This window comes from Prevotella histicola, from assembly GCF_055385135.1.
Genome location: NZ_AP043793.1, coordinates 1,086,290 through 1,103,704 on the forward strand (window position 1 = coordinate 1,086,290; position 17,415 = coordinate 1,103,704).

General features: G+C 36.1%; 16 protein-coding genes. All 16 read left to right on the top strand.

All coding sequences use genetic code 11. The annotated features are described in order from the left end of the window. Window positions 1–8: 8 nt before the first annotated feature. The 16 genes from ACZ48L_RS04495 to ACZ48L_RS04570 all read left to right on the top strand — a co-directional run bounded on the left by ACZ48L_RS04495 (window position 9) and on the right by ACZ48L_RS04570 (window position 17,413). Window positions 9–1,265, top strand: coding sequence for a site-specific integrase (locus ACZ48L_RS04495; protein ID WP_025792930.1), 1,257 nt, complete (start codon window positions 9–11; stop codon window positions 1,263–1,265). 14 nt (window positions 1,266–1,279) lie between these two features. After that, entirely contained in the window at window positions 1,280–2,026 is a 747-nt protein-coding gene (locus tag ACZ48L_RS04500) for a hypothetical protein (protein ID WP_025792932.1), read from the top strand. 99 nt (window positions 2,027–2,125) lie between these two features. Further along, window positions 2,126–2,482: a helix-turn-helix domain-containing protein gene (locus ACZ48L_RS04505; RefSeq protein ID WP_025792933.1), complete on the top strand. Its 357-nt coding sequence runs from the start codon at window positions 2,126–2,128 to the stop codon at window positions 2,480–2,482. 11 nt (window positions 2,483–2,493) lie between these two features. Then, entirely contained in the window at window positions 2,494–3,708 is a 1,215-nt protein-coding gene (locus ACZ48L_RS04510) for a virulence-associated E family protein (protein WP_025792934.1), read from the top strand. A gap of 218 nt (window positions 3,709–3,926) precedes the next feature. Beyond that, window positions 3,927–4,817 carry a toprim domain-containing protein gene (locus ACZ48L_RS04515; RefSeq protein ID WP_025792936.1) on the top strand — a complete coding sequence of 297 codons (891 nt, stop codon included), beginning with the start codon at window positions 3,927–3,929 and terminating at the stop codon, window positions 4,815–4,817. A gap of 143 nt (window positions 4,818–4,960) precedes the next feature. After that, entirely contained in the window at window positions 4,961–5,314 is a 354-nt protein-coding gene (locus ACZ48L_RS04520; protein ID WP_025792937.1) for a plasmid mobilization protein, read from the top strand. Then, on the top strand, window positions 5,311–6,231 hold the full coding sequence (locus ACZ48L_RS04525) for a relaxase/mobilization nuclease domain-containing protein (protein ID WP_025792938.1): 921 nt from the start codon (window positions 5,311–5,313) through the stop codon (window positions 6,229–6,231). The genes ACZ48L_RS04520 and ACZ48L_RS04525 overlap by 4 nt, the downstream gene beginning before the upstream one ends. A 2-nt stretch (window positions 6,232–6,233) precedes the next feature. Further along, window positions 6,234–6,884: a hypothetical protein gene (locus ACZ48L_RS04530; protein ID WP_025792940.1), complete on the top strand. Its 651-nt coding sequence runs from the start codon at window positions 6,234–6,236 to the stop codon at window positions 6,882–6,884. A gap of 211 nt (window positions 6,885–7,095) precedes the next feature. Beyond that, the gene (locus ACZ48L_RS04535; RefSeq protein WP_025792941.1) at window positions 7,096–10,131 is read left to right on the top strand and encodes a metallophosphoesterase; all 3,036 of its coding nucleotides are present in this window, start codon (window positions 7,096–7,098) and stop codon (window positions 10,129–10,131) included. Window positions 10,132–10,392: 261 nt separating this feature from the next. Continuing rightward, window positions 10,393–11,898 carry a class I SAM-dependent DNA methyltransferase gene (locus tag ACZ48L_RS04540; protein WP_025792943.1) on the top strand — a complete coding sequence of 502 codons (1,506 nt, stop codon included), beginning with the start codon at window positions 10,393–10,395 and terminating at the stop codon, window positions 11,896–11,898. Window positions 11,899–11,945: 47 nt separating this feature from the next. Further along, window positions 11,946–12,938 carry a site-specific tyrosine recombinase/integron integrase gene (xerA, locus tag ACZ48L_RS04545; protein ID WP_025792945.1) on the top strand — a complete coding sequence of 331 codons (993 nt, stop codon included), beginning with the start codon at window positions 11,946–11,948 and terminating at the stop codon, window positions 12,936–12,938. A gap of 6 nt (window positions 12,939–12,944) precedes the next feature. After that, a complete protein-coding gene (locus tag ACZ48L_RS04550; protein WP_204865329.1) occupies window positions 12,945–13,661 on the top strand; it encodes a restriction endonuclease subunit S in 717 nt (238 codons plus the stop codon). Window positions 13,662–13,671: 10 nt separating this feature from the next. Further along, window positions 13,672–14,907 (top strand): restriction endonuclease subunit S, encoded by a 1,236-nt coding sequence (locus tag ACZ48L_RS04555; protein ID WP_025792947.1) that lies wholly within the window; start codon window positions 13,672–13,674, stop codon window positions 14,905–14,907. After that, a complete protein-coding gene (locus tag ACZ48L_RS04560) occupies window positions 14,900–15,967 on the top strand; it encodes a Fic family protein (protein WP_025792949.1) in 1,068 nt (355 codons plus the stop codon). Before ACZ48L_RS04555 ends, ACZ48L_RS04560 begins: the two co-directional genes overlap by 8 nt. Before the next feature lie 10 nt (window positions 15,968–15,977). Then, a complete protein-coding gene (gene fic / locus ACZ48L_RS04565; RefSeq protein WP_025792951.1) occupies window positions 15,978–16,871 on the top strand; it encodes a protein adenylyltransferase Fic in 894 nt (297 codons plus the stop codon). A gap of 8 nt (window positions 16,872–16,879) precedes the next feature. Further along, window positions 16,880–17,413, top strand: a complete 534-nt coding sequence (locus ACZ48L_RS04570; RefSeq protein ID WP_025792952.1) for a restriction endonuclease subunit S — start codon at window positions 16,880–16,882, stop codon at window positions 17,411–17,413. Window positions 17,414–17,415 lie beyond the last annotated feature (2 nt).

Sequence of the window (17,415 nt, forward strand, 5' to 3'; positions counted from 1 at the left end):
GACATACAATGAGAAAGGAACTTGATAATACAAAGGCAACAGTACGATTGCGAAAGAGTGCCTATCGAAAAGAATGGTACCTGTATATAGAAAGCTATCCTGTGAAAATAGCTGGAAAAGATTCTCCACAAAGAGTGCGTGAGTATTTAAACAGAACAATCACTACTCCTATTTGGGATAAAAGCAGAACTGCTCGTACTACCGAAGCGACTCGAACATTCAAACCTAAACGGGATTTGAACGGAATTATCTTGTGCAAAAGTGAGATAGACCAAGAGGCCTGTATTTATGCAGATAGTGTTAGAAAACTACGGCAGCGTGAATATGATAATGCAAGCTTGTATAGTGACACAGAAACAGCACAAGCAGAACAGAAAGAACGATTGCAACAAAATTTCATCAAGTACTTTGATAAAGTGGCAGACAAGCGACACAGTAATAGTTCCCTTTCAATTCAAACAAACTGGGAGCGAGTACATGCTTTATTGAAAATGTTTGCTGGAGACACGCTACTCTTTTCACAGATAGATAATAGATTGGCAGAAGATTTCAAGTTTTTCTTGTTATCTGCTCCTTGTGGTGGAAGTAAAAAAGGGACAATATCACGAAACACAGCTTCCACATATTTTTCTATTTTTAAGGCTGCACTCAAACAAGCATTCATAGACGGATATTTGACCATAGATTTATCTGCAAAAATCAAAGGCATACAGGAACAAGAATCCCGAAGGGAATACTTAACCCTTGATGAACTTAACAAGTTAGCTAATACCCCTTGTGAACGTGATGTACTTAAACGTGCAGCACTATTTTCAGCTCTGACAGGATTAAGACATTGCGATATTCAAAAGCTAAAATGGAAAGAAATTGCCATAGAAGGTAACCAAGCTAAACTTCTCTTTACTCAGAAAAAGACAAAAGGGGTAGAGTATATGCCTATTTCAGAGCAGGCTTTTAAACTTTGTGGAGAACCAAGACAACCAGAACAACTTGTTTTTGAAGGATTACCAAATCCTTCTTGGATTTCTCGCCCATTAAGGGCATGGATTGAGAAAGCTGGTATTCAGAAGCACCTCAGCTTTCATTGTTTTAGGCACACATTTGCTACCCTTCAACTTGCAAACGGAACAGACATCTATACTGTAAGCAAGATGCTTGGGCATACAAATGTCAAAACAACTCAAGTATATGCAAAGGTTGTCGATGAAAAGAAAAATAAAGCAGCCAATGCTATTCAAATAGATATTGAAAATGATAAAACTTAATTCGGCAACATAATATGAATACCAAATATTTTGAACATATTGTAGTATATCTGTCCGTTCTTGTTGTTTGTGTCATCATTGCGTTGTTTTCAAGAGTGGTTGCCTTACGTTTAGGGGTTGATGAATTTACTGCACAAATAGTCTTTTGGAGTGTTGTTGCCATAGGCATCATCATTTATTCTATATTGTCTATTTTGGTAGAGGGACTATTTACGGCATTAGTCAAGTTTTTCTTTCCAAAGAAACAAGAAGATAAAACAAATGATAAAGCATCCGACGCTGAGGCTGGACAAGTAGTAGACAGTGTTGGCAGTCCATCTTCCGCACAACAGCAACAATCAATGGACTTTGACTCAATTCGGCAACAGCAACAAAAGTTAATGGATCAGAAAGTACAAGATAAACGTGCTATAGCTATTAAATATACTCAACAGCAATTTGCACCTTATGTTTCAGATAAAGATTTGCTCAAGCTTTGTGAATATATAGAATTGTACTCCGCTAAGCTTCCCTTATTACACGTAGAACCAATTAATATCAAAGGTTTAGTTGCCTTAGACCTGTTTCATTTTGGTTGGAATATATGGAACCATTTTAGAGTTGGCAAACAAGATGAAATTTCGCAGTTCCTTAAGCAGGTTTTTGCCATCACATTCAAAGATGTGGAAGTTGGAAGCATAAAAAGTCACCTCCGTGATGATGAGAAGAAAGGCACTATACCTATTGTACAAAGCCTTTCAGACCACCAAATAACAGAATAACACACAAACCTATTGTGTTTTTATAGTGTTTCTTCAGTGTCTTAGGACACAGAGGAAACACTTTTTTCATTTGCACCGTAAAAATCAATAACAAGTATTATGGTACAAAATGAAATCACTTTTGAGAACTTGCCAAAGGCAGTTGCTCACTTAGTCAGCGAAGTTGCTGAAATCAAGAATTTAGTATGTAAAGGACAAAAAACTATTGTCCCTCCCAAACGTATTCCTATTGGAATAGATGATGCGTGTAAACTAATAGGGAAAGCCAAGCCAACAGTTTACACCTTAGTACGAAAACGTTTACTACCTTGTTATAAGAATGGTAAGCACCTCTATTTTTTTGAAGATGAGTTATTGGCATGGATTGAAGGAGGTAAGAAAAAGACTGTTGCCGAAATCAACGAGGAGGCAAAAACTTTTATCTCTGAGAAACATTCTGATTCTTCCCTTTTATAAATATATTTATTATGGAAAAGGAAAGAACTGAAGGGCGAGCCAAGCAATCTAAGAATGAACGCATAGAGCAATTCTTGAAAGAGCATTATGCTTTTCGTTTTAATACAGTTAAAAGTAGAACAGAGTTTCGAGAACAAGATTCTAATACTTCATTCCGTCCTCTTACTAAATATGATATTAATTCTATGCGTCGGCTGGTAGATGGGACTTTGGGAATATATACTCCAGCAGATAATATTCGAGCAATATTGGAGAGCGACTTTTGCAATAAAGTTAACCCAATTCGTGAGTATTTGTTGAATCTTCCAAAGCCTAAAGGTGAAGATAAATCTGAAATTATAAGGTTGGCAAATTGTGTTGTGGTGAGAAATCCTGATAAATGGAAACACTACTTTGTAAAATGGCTTGTTGCTGTCGTAGCCAATGCTATGGATGATTTACAGTGTCGTAATCATACATGTTTAGTTCTTACAGGTGAACAAGGAAAATTCAAAACAACTTTCCTTGATTTACTCTGTCCAGAAGAACTGAAGAGTTATCTTTTCACAGGAAAGATTGACCCACAAGGAAAAGATGTACAGACACTGATTGCGGAATATCTTTTTATCAATATTGACGACCAACTAAAGGCACTCAATAAGAGAGATGAAAATGAATTGAAAAATCTGATAACGACACCAAGAGTAAAATATCGTAGACCATACGACACTTACATTGAGGAGTATCCTCACTTAGCAAGCTTTATGGCATCTGTTAATGGTAATGATTTTCTAACAGATCCGACAGGCAGTCGTCGCTTTCTACCTTTTGAAGTTGAACACATTGATATTGACGCAGCTAAAGGGATTAATATCAACAAGGTGTACTCTGAGGCAGTTGAATTGTGGAGAGTTGACTATCATTATTGGTTCAATGAAGAGGAAATAGCTGAACTACACCAAGAGAGCGAAGGGTTTCAAGTGCAGACTGTTGAGTATGAAATGCTTCTTAAAGGCATGGAAAAGCCAGCAGCAACCGAAGAAAGTTATATGACCACTTCTGAAATCCTAAACTATTTGCGTGGATATACAACGCTTAACCTAAGTGAAAGGAGAATGGGAGAAGCCTTGAAAAAGGCTGGCTTCTTGCGGAAATCCAAAAGGATAGGTGGCAATCCAATGTATGTCTACCATATACGCAAGATTGTTCCCAATCCCTTTATTCAAAGTTACAATACTAATTATTAATACTACTTTACTACAAAGAGAGATAAAGCATTGAAAGAAAAAAGGTTAGACCGTAGTAAATAATGATATAAGGTATTACTACCTCATTACTACCAACCTGGCATATACAGATGCAATGATTACTACAAAGATAGTTAGTACTACATATTTTTCTTTCATTGTCAATGACTTACAAAACAATAACATTGTAGTAAGTAATAGGTTTAAAAGTTACAAGTATGACAATAAATGAAATTAAAGCAATATCAATTAAAGATTACTTAGGTAGTATGTCTATATACCCTATAAAGAATTATGGCTATTACGGAATGTATAAAAGTCCATTTCGAAATGAACATACTCCAAGTTTCAAAGTTGATTATAACCAAAATCTATGGTATGACTTTGCACTTGCTGAAGGTGGGAGTCTTATAGATTTAGTTATGAAATTACATAATTGCAGTTTAGTACAAGCTATAGAGTTGTTTAATGGCAAACAAAATAACCTACCAAAATTCTCCATAGCTAATAGCAAAACAATTTCTCCAAGTCAATCACGTATAGAGGTTATCGGCTCTACCAACTTATGTCATCCAAATCTCATAGAATATTTCACACATAGAGGAATCAATCTGAACATTTCGAAAAAATATTGTAAGGAGATTCATTATAGAATTGGTGATAGAAGTTTTTACGCAATAGGCTTTCCAAACAATTCTTATGGGTATGCGTTACGCAATCCATACTTCAAAGGGTGTTTGCCTCCTTCCGATGTGTCGTATGTTCCCAATCCTTCAGAACAAATCAATTTGTTTGAAGGTTTTATGGATTATCTCAGTCTGCTTACGATGAGTCCAGATGAAGAGAAGAAAGCTGCACTGATACTTAACTCGATTAATAATATCAAAAAGTCAATATTTTTTCTTTCAAAGCACAAGCTCATTTGTTCATATTTAGATAATGATGAAGGAGGAAAGCGAACTTTAGAACAACTTAAAAGAGATGGTTTTACTGTCCAAGACTGCTCTTCCGTCTTCCAGAATTATAAAGACCTAAATGAGTATTTATGTGCTGAATTCAAGCATTCAGAGAAAGCAGAAATCAAGAAAAATAAAGGGATTAAGCTATGATTATAGGAATAGTTTGGCATAATCTGTTTTTCGGGGAGCAAGTTTATGTTTTGGGCATACCAAAACCACTTGCTCCACCTCCTGACAGTCGTTGCAGAGGATTATCCCGCTGGTCTCCATCAAATCAAATTAAAGAAACAAGTATGATAAAAACAGAATATAAAAAAGGTGGTCGTCCAACCAAGGGCGTAGCCGAAAAGAAGAAATACCGTATCACGGTGAAACTGAATACGCAGGATTACTATACGCTCAAAGGCAAAGCCAAAAGCGCAGGAGTAACCATGAGTGAGTTTGTAAGAAGAATTCTTGATAAAGGAAATGTCATTGAACGACTGACCGTAGAGCAAGCAGACTTCATCCGCAAGCTGTGTGGAATGGCAAATAATCTTAATCAGTTGGCACATCGTGCCAATGCGGAAGGGTTTCATGTCATTGCTCCTTTCCACAAAATCATCATTAGCAAGATTGATGAAATCCTAAATCTGATACGGAGATGATTGCAAAGATAATGAAAGGTTCGGGCTTCAAGGGTGTTATTAATTACATCCTTGACCCGAAGAAAGGAACGGAACTCATTGATAGTTCCGGAGTGAGAACGGAGAGCATCAACCATATTGTCCAAAGTTTCATCGACCAGACAGAACTGAATCCACGAGTAAGCAAGGTTGTGGGGCATATCTCCCTGAGTTTCTCGGCACAGGATTCTTCCAAGCTCAGTAATGAATGGATGGCGCAGATCGCTCGTGAATACATGGAGAAGATGGGGGTTAAAAATACGCAGTACATTATCGGTCGCCATTTCGACAAGGAACATCCACACGTTCATATCGCTTTCAATCGCATAGATAATAATGGCAAGACTATCTCTGACCGTAACGACAGACTCAGGAGCGAGAAGATTTGTAAGGAACTGACCACAAAATACGGTTTATACTTTGCCGATGGCAAGGAGAAAGTCAAGGAGCATCGCTTGAAAGAACCCGATAAGACCAAATATGAAATCTATCAGGCATTGAAAGCAGAAATAGCTCGGTGCAGGGATTGGACAACTCTCCTTAGTCATTTGGAAAAGCAGGATATTGGTGTCCGTTTTAAGTATAAAGGCAACTCACAGGAGGTTCAGGGAATCATCTTTGAAAAGAACGGTTATCATTTCGATGGCTCTAAAGTGGATAGGGTTTTCAGTTATTCCAAGATAGACTTTGCCCTGCAACAGAATAACAGGGAACACGAACATCAGACACAAGGAATGCTAAACCTCATATCCAATGTTGCAAGTGTTACGAGCGAAATTACCAACAACCTCATAGAAGGAGGATTGGATTTGTTTCAAACTCATAGTACTGTTCCTGCGGAAGTTTACAACACACTTGACAAAAAGAAGAAAAAGAAAAAACGTAAAATACATTTATAACTATGGCTAACAATAATACATTTGTCCTCTTTGAGGAAATCAAAAACAAGCTGGAGACAATTTACAGGGAGCTAAAGGAGTTGAAAGAAAAGGAGAATGGTTCTGTTTCCCTCCCTGTTCAATCTACACCAGCACAAAGTGATGAGCAGAAAGAACAGGAATTGCTCAATCAGTATGAACAGCGAACTAAAGAAGTGATTAACAAGTATATTGGTGTACAAGTGCGCATCAAGGACGAGGAAGCTAAATCCATGGACAAATTGGTGGCAAGTATCTTGACCATGTTGCACGAATGGCAGGAGAAGAAAGAGCATCCAATACCGCAGGAACATATTCACAGGCACAGCTTTGACATCAAATCCTCGAAAGTCTTTACTTATATGGTAGCAGTATCTGTCCTTTGTTTTGTTTCTTTGGTCGGCAATTACTTCTTGTGGCAAAGTAAACAGCAATACAAGGATGATGCCTTGAAATTCCGTATCATCAGGGTATGGAGAGGATGTAGCCCAAAGGAAATCCTGTGGCTAAACGAAGTGTTTGATATTCATCGCAATGAAACAGCAATCAAGAACATCAAGAAGGAGATAGATGGTTATGATTTGAGGTTGAAACATAAGGTTGATAGCCTTATGCAGACTAAGCTTCATGAATAATAGAATAATCTTTTCGCATTGTAATAAAAGAGGATAAATAGCTTCTCTTTTATTTTGATTGTATAATAAAATTTTCTATCTTTGTAGCAGATAAAGAACTTATGGCGATTATTTCTAATGCAGAAAAAATCGATTAGATAACAAATTTTGTTATTTGCATAGTTAACGTAATTTTATCACTCACTTAAACAACCTTTCTAAAGTTACAAAGATGAAAATTTCGATTATTCAGCTGTCTGATATTCATATAAAATCTAACGAAGATTTTATTATAACTCATATTGATGAATTTTGTAAATCGTGTAAACAATATATAAATGAAACTTCCAGAGTTGTAGTTGTAATCTCTGGTGATATAGCTTTCTCAGGGACTGCAGAACAGTATGACATAGCATATAATTTTTTGAAGAATTGCGAAAAGTTTTGGAAAAAAGAAAATAAAATTTGCAATTTCGACTATGTCATAGTGCCTGGTAATCATGATTGTGAATTTAAGGATGATGCTATTCGAGAGGTATTAATAAAGGATGTATTACAAAAGGGGGATGTAGAGGATAATGCAATAATAGAGCACTGTTTACATCCCCAAAAGAACTTTTGGTGTTTTTACAAAAAACTTATTGATGCTCAAGAGTCTTCCATCTCATGGCTTAGGGAATTAAAGATTAAAACAGATTTTTCTTTATACTTTCAGTGTTATAATACAGCATTCTTGTCTACTCTTCATGAAGATGTTGGCAAATTAATGATACCTCAACGCTTTTTCTTGCAATGTAATAAGCCTAATAATTTAAGTATAGCTGTCTTTCATCACAATACAGGCTGGCTAACTCCAAATAATAGTGCGAATAATAAAAAGCAGTTTGAGAAGCACTTGTATGATAATACTCACATAGTCATGTGTGGGCATGAGCATACAGAAAGTGATAAGATTATTGCAGATTTAGGCGATTGTGATGAACTAGTTTATCTAGAATCCTCTGCATTTCAATATGATAAAAGCTCTAAATTTAATTTTTATCATTTTGATACAGAGTCATTCTCTTTGTCGAAGTATTCTTTTCAATATAATAATACCTCTTATGTAGAAATTGAACAAAAAGATATGCAGATAAGACCATATCGGAATAAACTGCAATTAAATAATACTTTTTTAGCCTCTATTCAAGAGATAGCTTTGCCATTAAAGCATGAGAAGAAGTTTGATTTGATGTTGTCAGATATATTTGTTTATCCTGATCTGGAGCCAATGCAGTATGAAAAGGATTCTTTTTCTCCTTTTGTAGATTCTGAAAATATTTTAGAAAACCCTCAACTGGAAAAAGTCATGATATTAGAAGGTGATAGTCAGTCAGGGAAAAGCTCTTTATTAAAGATGCTCTATATGGATTCTTATAAAAGTGGGTTATACCCTCTACTGATAAAAGGAGAAAGGTTATCTACTCATTCGAAGCTTAACAAAATTATGAAAGAATCTTATGAGTCTCAGTATGATAATAGAAAATACAAATTCGACAAGTATGCACAATTGGAAAAATGTAAAAAAGTTGTGTTTATCGATGAAATCAATAAATCTAGTTTCTCTAAGAATGAAAAAAGTGAGTTTGTTAATAAGTTGATGGCTAATTTTGAGAAGGTTATAATTACTACTTCTGAACAAATAGCGATAGATGCTTTGTTAGAGCAAAGCGTTACAGAATCAGATATCAAAAGGTATAAGTTATTACCATTGGGTTATTATAAAAGAAATCAGCTAATTGAGAAATGGGTAAGAATAGGCAGAGCCGGTGAAAATTTTTCTCAAGAGGCTATTGGTCAGGAAGTCAAATTAACTTTTGATCAGATTACAGGTTTGTTAGGGCAGCAACTAATACCATCGTACCCTATTTTTGTTTTATCACTTTTGCAGGGATTAAATCAGGCATTAGGTCAGTTCGATGTAGAACAGACCTCATATGCTTATTGTTATAATTCTTTAATAATAGCATCTTTGGTTAGAGCAGAAATCCCAAGAACTAAGATTAATGGGATGCTTAATTTTTTACAAGAATTTGCATATTATTTATATAAAGAGCAACCTACCCATAAGTATTTCTCGAAAGAAATATTTGAGAGAATGTATGATACATATATTGATATATACAATGATTTTTATACTTGCTCTACTTTGCTTTCCAAAATGGTTAATGCAAATCTGATCCAAAAAATAGACGAGGATTCATATTCATTCTCGTACAAATATATATTCTATTTTTTAGTAGCCTCCAAAATATCGACCTTGATCGATGATGGATGTGGCGAAGAAATTGTTAAAAAGTTATGTTCGGAACTGCATAAAGAAAGAGAAGCTAATATTTTAATCTTCTTGATATATAAAAATGGGGGGAAAAAGCAAATTGATGAACTGCTATTTGCAAGTTGGTTGCCATTTGAAGATATATCTCCTATTACACTTGCTCAAGATGATAAACTTTTCGTAGAATTGTCTAAACTTGTAAGACTGATTAAAACAGATGTTATCAAGGCAAACATTGACCCAAGAGATGAAAGGAATCGGGATTTACGGAAAGCTGATGAACTTCATAGAACATTGCCCCAAGAAAATTTCACAGAAGAAGATTTTCAGGACAATGTGACGTTACGTGATCTAAATGACACTTTTAAGGTTGTTAAAATCATGGGGCAGATTGTTAAGAATCAGAAAGATTCATTAGATAAAGGAAAATTGTTAGATATTATAGAAAGTTCGTATAATGTTTGTTTTAGATCTATATCTTTTTTTACACAGATTTTAGATGAAAGTCAGCAAGAAATAGTTGATTTTTTTATCAATAAAAATAAAGGTAAAACAAATGAGGATGTTATTAAATCTAAGATAGAACAACTTCTACATCTTATGTTATTGCGTGTTTGTTTAGCTACCTTTAGTAATTTATCTGTGAGTGTGGGGACTTCTGACTTAGGAAAAATATACGATGAAGTTGCTCGTCGAATAGGGACACCTGCTGCTAAAATAATCTCTTTTACAATCAAAACATATTATAATAACATGTCTATGAGTGAGTTAGAGTCTATATTGTTTGAATTTAAAAATAACCCTGTGGCTTTAGAAATAATAAAATATAGAGTGATAAAGTATGTTTATAATCACCATTTGTCTTATGACAAACGTCAAAAAATAAGTAGTATATGTGGCCTAAAATTGATAAATAATGTGGGTCTTCAGAATAAAGCCAATAGATTGTAGAAATACTATTATGACAATAATAACAAGAGTCAAAGAGTCTACACATGAGCATGTTCTTAAGCACATAAACAGCCAAAGACCACATGAAATATTTCAAGATTATCTGAGTAGTCTTTGATAATTGAGCTGTGGAATTTTATTTCTGATTGTGTAAACTCATGAACTTGATGTTTTATTGTTAAGAATTTAATTGCTACGAAATATTATAAACAGTGCTGATTATCATAATTTTGGAATAAGAAATGTTAAAATAGGAATAATATGGCAAAGAAGAATACTGCGGAAATAGGATTTGAAAAAGAGATATGGAAAGCTGCCGATTTGTTGAGAGGTAATCTTGATGCTTCTGAATATAAATCAGTAGTGTTAGGTCTTATCTTTCTAAAATATATTTCAGATCGTTTTGAGTCCAAATACCAATCTTTGGTAGAGGAAGGGGATGGCTTTGAAGAGGACAAAGATGAATATACATCTGAAAATATTTTCTTTGTCCCACACGAAGCACGGTGGAGTGTGGTAGCAAAAGCAGCCCATACACCAGAAATAGGTACGATAATCGACAATGCCATGCGTCTTATTGAAAAGGAGAATCTCCGTTTGAAAGGCATTCTGCCCAAAAATTTCGCCCGACCAGAATTAGACAAAAGGCGTTTGGGCGATGTGGTAGATTTATTTACCAATATTCAAATGAAAGAACATGGAGATTCCAAAGATATATTGGGACGTACATATGAATATTGTCTTTCTAAATTTGCAGAAGCAGAAGGGAAATTAGCAGGAGAATTTTATACACCTGCTTGTATTGTTCAAACACTTGTCGAAGTTCTGAAACCTTATCACGGACGAGTATATGACCCTGCTTGCGGATCTGGTGGAATGTTCGTACAGTCTGCCAAATTCATAGAAAGGCATCAAGGCAATATCAAAGATATTTCTGTCTATGGCCAAGACAGCAATCCTACGACATGGAAGATGGCTCAGATGAATCTTGCCATTCGAGGCATTGAGGCTGATCTGGGTAAGTTTAATGCAGATACATTCTTTGACGACCAACACCCCACATTAAAAGCTGATTTTATCATGGCTAATCCGCCTTTCAATCTCAGTGATTGGGGAGCAGACAAGTTGCAAGATGATGTGCGTTGGAAATTTGGCATTCCACCATCTGGCAATGCCAACTTTGCATGGTTGCAACACATGATTCATCATTTATCTCCCAAAGGGAAAATAGGTATGGTATTGGCAAATGGTTCTTTATCTTCACAGACAGGAGGGGAAGGAACGATTCGTGAGAATATCATCAAGGCCGATTTAATAGAAGGTATCGTTGCCCTACCCTCACAGTTGTTTTATACCACAGGTATTCCTGTTTCTCTATGGTTCCTCAATCGAGAGAAGAAACAGAAAGATAAAATTCTGTTTGTAGATGCAAGAAACATGGGAACAATGGTTACCCGCAAACTTCGTGAGCTCCAAGAAGCAGATATTAAAAAGATTGCAGACACTTTTGATAAATATAGTGATGGTACACTTGAGAATGAAAAAGGCTTCTGTGCAGTTGTAGCCCTTGGCGATGTGGCAAAACAAGACTATATTCTTACCCCTGGACGTTATGTCGGCATTGCAGAACAGGAAGACGATGGTATTCCTTTTCAAGAGAAGATGGACAAACTCACAACTGAATTGTCCGATTTGTTTGCCCAATCTCATGATTTGGAGGATGAGATACGAAAACAGTTGGCAAGCATAGGATTCATTATCAAGTAAATGACCGCATGTTCTTCCATATTATCAATTCATTAATATAGAAGAACATGAAAGAAAATTTGATTTTAGAAATTAGCAATGCAATGGCAGGTATATTAAGTGTAGAACAAATGGCACAACTCAATGGAGTATTATTGCAAGTAATTAGTAACTACTCCATTACGGCAGACGACGAGCTGATGCAGGAGAACAATGCATCTAACGAACGTCTGTTAGAGATATTCTTGTCAGCTAAGCAAGTTGAAGGTTGCACCACACCTACCATAAAATATTATGGCTCGACCATCAATCAGCTTTTCAAGAAAATGCCTAAAAAAGTTACGAACTATACAACAGAGGATATTCGTGCTTATTTGGCTGTATTTCAACAGAAACACAAATCGAGTAAAGTTACAATAGACAATATCCGTCGTATCTTTTCATCTTTCTTTTCATGGTTAGAGGATGAGGATTACGTCATTAAAAGTCCTGTACGTAGAATACACAAGGTTAAGACAGGAACACATATTAAGGAAGTCCTTACTGACGAAAATTTGGAACAACTGCGCGATAACTGTTCAAGGGTACGAGATTTAGCAATGATAGACCTATTGGCTTCTACTGGTATGCGTGTTGGAGAACTTGTAAAGCTCAATCGTGAGGATATAAACTTCAACGAGCGTGAGTGTATCGTTTTCGGTAAAGGCAACAAGGAACGTATCGTGTATTTCAATGCTCGTGCAAAGATTCATTTGCAGCAATATCTCGCAGAGCGGAAAGACAGAAACAAAGCATTGTTTGTGTCTCTTGCCAAGCCACACAATCGATTACAAATATCAGGAGTTGAGACAAGACTAAGAAAGATTGGGAGGCTTTCAAAGATTGTCCGTGTTCATCCACACAAGTTTCGTCGAACACTTGCGACTATGGCTATAGATAAAGGTATGCCCGTGGAGCAAGTACAAAAACTCCTCGGGCATGTTAAAATTGATACAACCATGCACTATGCGATGGTCAATCAGACAAATGTCAAACTCTCTCACCGCAAATTCATCAATTAAATCAAAATGCAAACAGCATATCACACATATAGCTCATATCAACCGCTATTTCATAAAAATAGGCGGATAAATGATAATTTAGAGCAGCAAGCACAAGTGTTGTTCAACCATTACTTTGTAGATACTCCTGAAATTTTAGGAGATTGTACAGTGGGCAATCTTACAGATATAGCCTCTTATCTCAATGGATTAGCTATGCAGAAATATCGTCCAACAGCAAATGATACTGGAATACCTGTATTGAAAATAAAAGAGTTAGGTCAAGGAAAAGTTGATGAACATTCTGACCAATGCTCTGAAAATATTGATAGTCAATATAAGGTGGATAATGGAGACGTTATTTTTTCATGGTCAGGCACACTTATGGTTAAGATATGGTGTGGAGGTGAATGTGGATTAAATCAGCATTTATTTAAGGTGACATCCGAGAAATATCCAAAATGGTTTTATTATTTTTGGACATTGCATCATCTAAAGAAGTTTATTCATATAGCTCAAGATAAAGCTGTAACAATGGGACATATAAAAAGGAGTGAACTTGAAAAGTCTGAAGTATTAATTCCAAGCAACAAAAAGTTGATAGAGATAGATAAAATAATTAGCCCTTTGCTTGCAAAAATAATTGCTTTACAGACCGAATGTCGGAATTTAACAGCATTACGTGATACCCTTCTCCCTAAACTTATGTCTGGTGAGGTAGAAATTAACAAAATAAACAACTAAATTCCCATTTATGGAAGAGTGGAAAGAATATAAAATTAGTGATGTCTGTAAAATAAGACATGGATTTGCTTTCAAAGGTGCATATTTCACAAATGAAAAGCAACCATATATATGCGTAACTCCTGGCAACTTTGATATAAAAGGCGGATTCAAATTATCTAAACCCAAATATTATCATGGCCCGATTCCTAACGACTATATTTTAAATAAGGATGATTTGATTGTGACGATGACGGATCTAAGTAAAGATGGAGATACTTTAGGGTATTCTGCTATAATACCACAAATTAGAGATATAACATTTCTACATAATCAACGCATTGGCTTAGTAGAGTCTATTGCTTCAAATATAAGTAAGCATTTTCTTTATTGGGTGATGCGCACTCCCGAATATCAAAAGTATATAGTAAATTGCTGTTCTGGTAGCACAGTGAAGCATACTTCTCCTAAATTAATTGGCACTTATGTTTTTAAGGCACCAGATCCTGAGACCCAAGAAGAAATAGCTTCTCTCTTGAATAATCTTGATGCCAAAATCGAGCTGAACCGCCGCATAAATGATAATTTAGAGCAGCAGGCACAAGCGTTGTTCAAATCTTGGTTCGTGGATTTTGATCCATTCAAAGATAGAAAATTTGTGGATTCGGAGCTTGGAAAAATACCTGAAGGGTGGAAAGTAGGTTATCTTAGTGAAATTGCAGATATTATTATGGGACAATCACCTAATGGATCCACTTATAATGAAAATGGTGAAGGGATAATCTTTTATCAAGGTCGTGCAGAATTTGGAACTCGATTCCCTTCTATAAGATTATTCACGACAAATCCAACACGAATTGCACCTGCAAATAGTATTCTTATTAGCGTTCGTGCTCCTGTTGGTGATATAAACATCACACATAAGGAATGTTGTATAGGACGTGGTCTTGCTTCTGCTGTGAGCAGAACAAATAAAAGTGCGTTTTTGTTATATACTCTTTTTTCATTGAAATCTGATTTAGATAAATTTAATGCAGAGGGTACTGTTTTTGGTTCAATTAACCGTAAGGCACTTGAAACTCTGAAGATTTTGATTCCTACAAATGATATAATATCAAAATTTGAAGCTATTGTAGCTTCAATGGATCAACAGATTCTTACATTACATTTAGAATCAGAAAACTTGAAAATACTGCGTGATACCCTTCTCCCTAAACTAATGTCTGGAGAAAGAAGTGTTATTCATAAAGAAAATAATGATGACTGATTTTGAAGAATATATCCGACAGAGCGAACCGCATAAACGAGAGAAAGGTTATGCGTGGCAGACGGCTATTGGCTTGCAGGCTGTTGATGGCTTGAAAACTTCCAACTATCTGCGTGAGACGGCTCGACAGCATATTGAGGGCGACATCACGATTGAGGAGGTGAAGCAGCTCGTCAATAGCTACTATGAATCAAAGGTTGCCCGTAAGGATATAGAAGACAGAACAGAAGAAGCTGATAAGGTTTCGGCTCGTATCACCGAACTGCTATCCGAGCAGAGCTTTACGTTCTCGCCATTAGAATATATTTCTATTCATCGCCGATTGTTTGAAGGTATCTATGAACACGCTGGTAAGATAAGAGATTACAACATTACGAAAAAGGAGTGGGTGCTGAATGGAGAAACTGTGCTATATGCAGGTGCGGATAGTATTCGTGAGACGCTGGATTATGACTTTGCTCGTGAAAAGGAATACAATTATAGACACCATGACACAATGGAATCCGTGAATCATATTACTCAATTTATTTCAGATCTTTGGCAAATTCACCCTTTCGGTGAGGGTAATACTCGTACAACGGCAGTCTTCACTATCAAGTATCTGCGCACATTTGGTTTTAACATCAGCAACGAAACCTTTGCCCACTATTCGTGGTACTTCCGCAATGCACTGGTTCGTGCTAACTATAACAATATGCCTAAAGGGATTTTTGCGACAACACAATATCTTGAGGCGTTCTTCCGTAACCTGATATTAAATGAACAGAATGAATTGAAGAATAGATACCTGCACGTGTCGGCAGAAAGTCAAAGTGCAACAGATAATGACCCAAAGTGCAATATTTGCACTTTGAATTGCACTTTAGAAGAATTAGCATTACTCAACTTTATTAAAGAAAAACCAAATGCAACGCAAAAAGAAATAGCTGTGCATATCGGAAAATCAGAACGAACGGTAAAGACGATGACCGTAAAATTATCTGTACAAGGTATTCTTGAACGCAAAAACGGTCGGCGCAATGGCTATTGGGTTATAAAAAATAGTAAAACGAACAACTAAATTCCCATTTATGGAAGAGAAGAAAGAACAACATAAGAAATCAATTCGTTTCTTCAACGACCGTGAAGTACGTGCCGTATGGGATGAAGAAAATAATTGTTGGTGGTTTTCTGCAACAGACATTGTGCGTGCCATTAACGATGAGCCTGACTACACCAAAGCAGGTAACTATTGGCGTTGGTTAAAACGTAAGTTGAAACAAGAAGGCATTGAACCCGTGAGTACTACTCACAGCTTTAAATTTGAAGCACCAGATGGCAAGATGCGTATTGCAGATGTCCTTGATAGTGAAGGAGTGACTTTATTAGCAAAGCACTATCCTAACAATCGAGCAAATGAGTTCCTTGATTGGTTTACATATAGTGATAATACATTAGATGGTCAAAGTCGAAAGAAAGCATATCAGTTATATGAAAGTGGTTTGCTGAAAAGTCTTGAGCCAGGCAGCATACAATGTTTACAACAGATTCATGCTTATCTCTTTGGAGGTTTGTATGACTTTGCTGGACAAATCCGCACGAAGAATATCTCCAAAGGTGGCTTTACCTTTGCTAACTGTATGCACTTCCCTGCTACGCTACAAACGATTGAAAGAATGCCAGAAAACACCTTCGACGAAATAATGGACAAGTATGTCGAAATGAACGTAGCTCATCCATTTATGGAAGGTAATGGACGAAGCACTCGTATCTGGCTTGATCTCATGTTGAGGCGTTCTCTCAAGCGATGTGTGGATTGGAGCCAAATAGACAAGAACGAGTATCTTTCAGCCATGCGTGAGAGCGTGTCTGATAGCACACATATCAAGGCTTTAGTACTACCAGCTCTCACTACAAAGATTGACGACAGAGAAATGTTTATGAAAGGCATAGACTATTCATATTATTATGAACAAAATGATTGATTTTCATCATGGAAGAGTGGAAAGAATATAGATATACAGATCTCGCAACAATTATAGGCGGCGGAACACCTAAAACATCCGTTCCTGAATATTGGAGTGGAGAAATCCCTTGGTTGTCGGTGAAAGATTTTGTGTCTGTTACCAAATATGTTTATGATACAGAAAAGCATATTTCAGAATTAGGATTATTAAATAGCTCGACAAAGTTATTAGAAAAAAACGATATTGTTATCTCCGCAAGAGGTACTGTTGGGGCTATGGCGATGATTCCAGACCCTATGTGTTTCAATCAATCATGTTTTGGTTTAAGAGGAAACAATATTGTTGATAAGAACTTCTTATATTACCTAACTCGAACTAAGGTCGATGAACTTAGAAAAACAGCTCACGGTAGTGTATTTGATACTATCACAAGAGAGACCTTTGATAATTTACGGTGTTTGGTCCCTCCTCTGCAAACACAGCAGAAGATAGGAAATATCCTTTCTTCTCTCGATTCTAAGATTGAACTCAACAAACGGATAAATGATAATTTAAATTAATA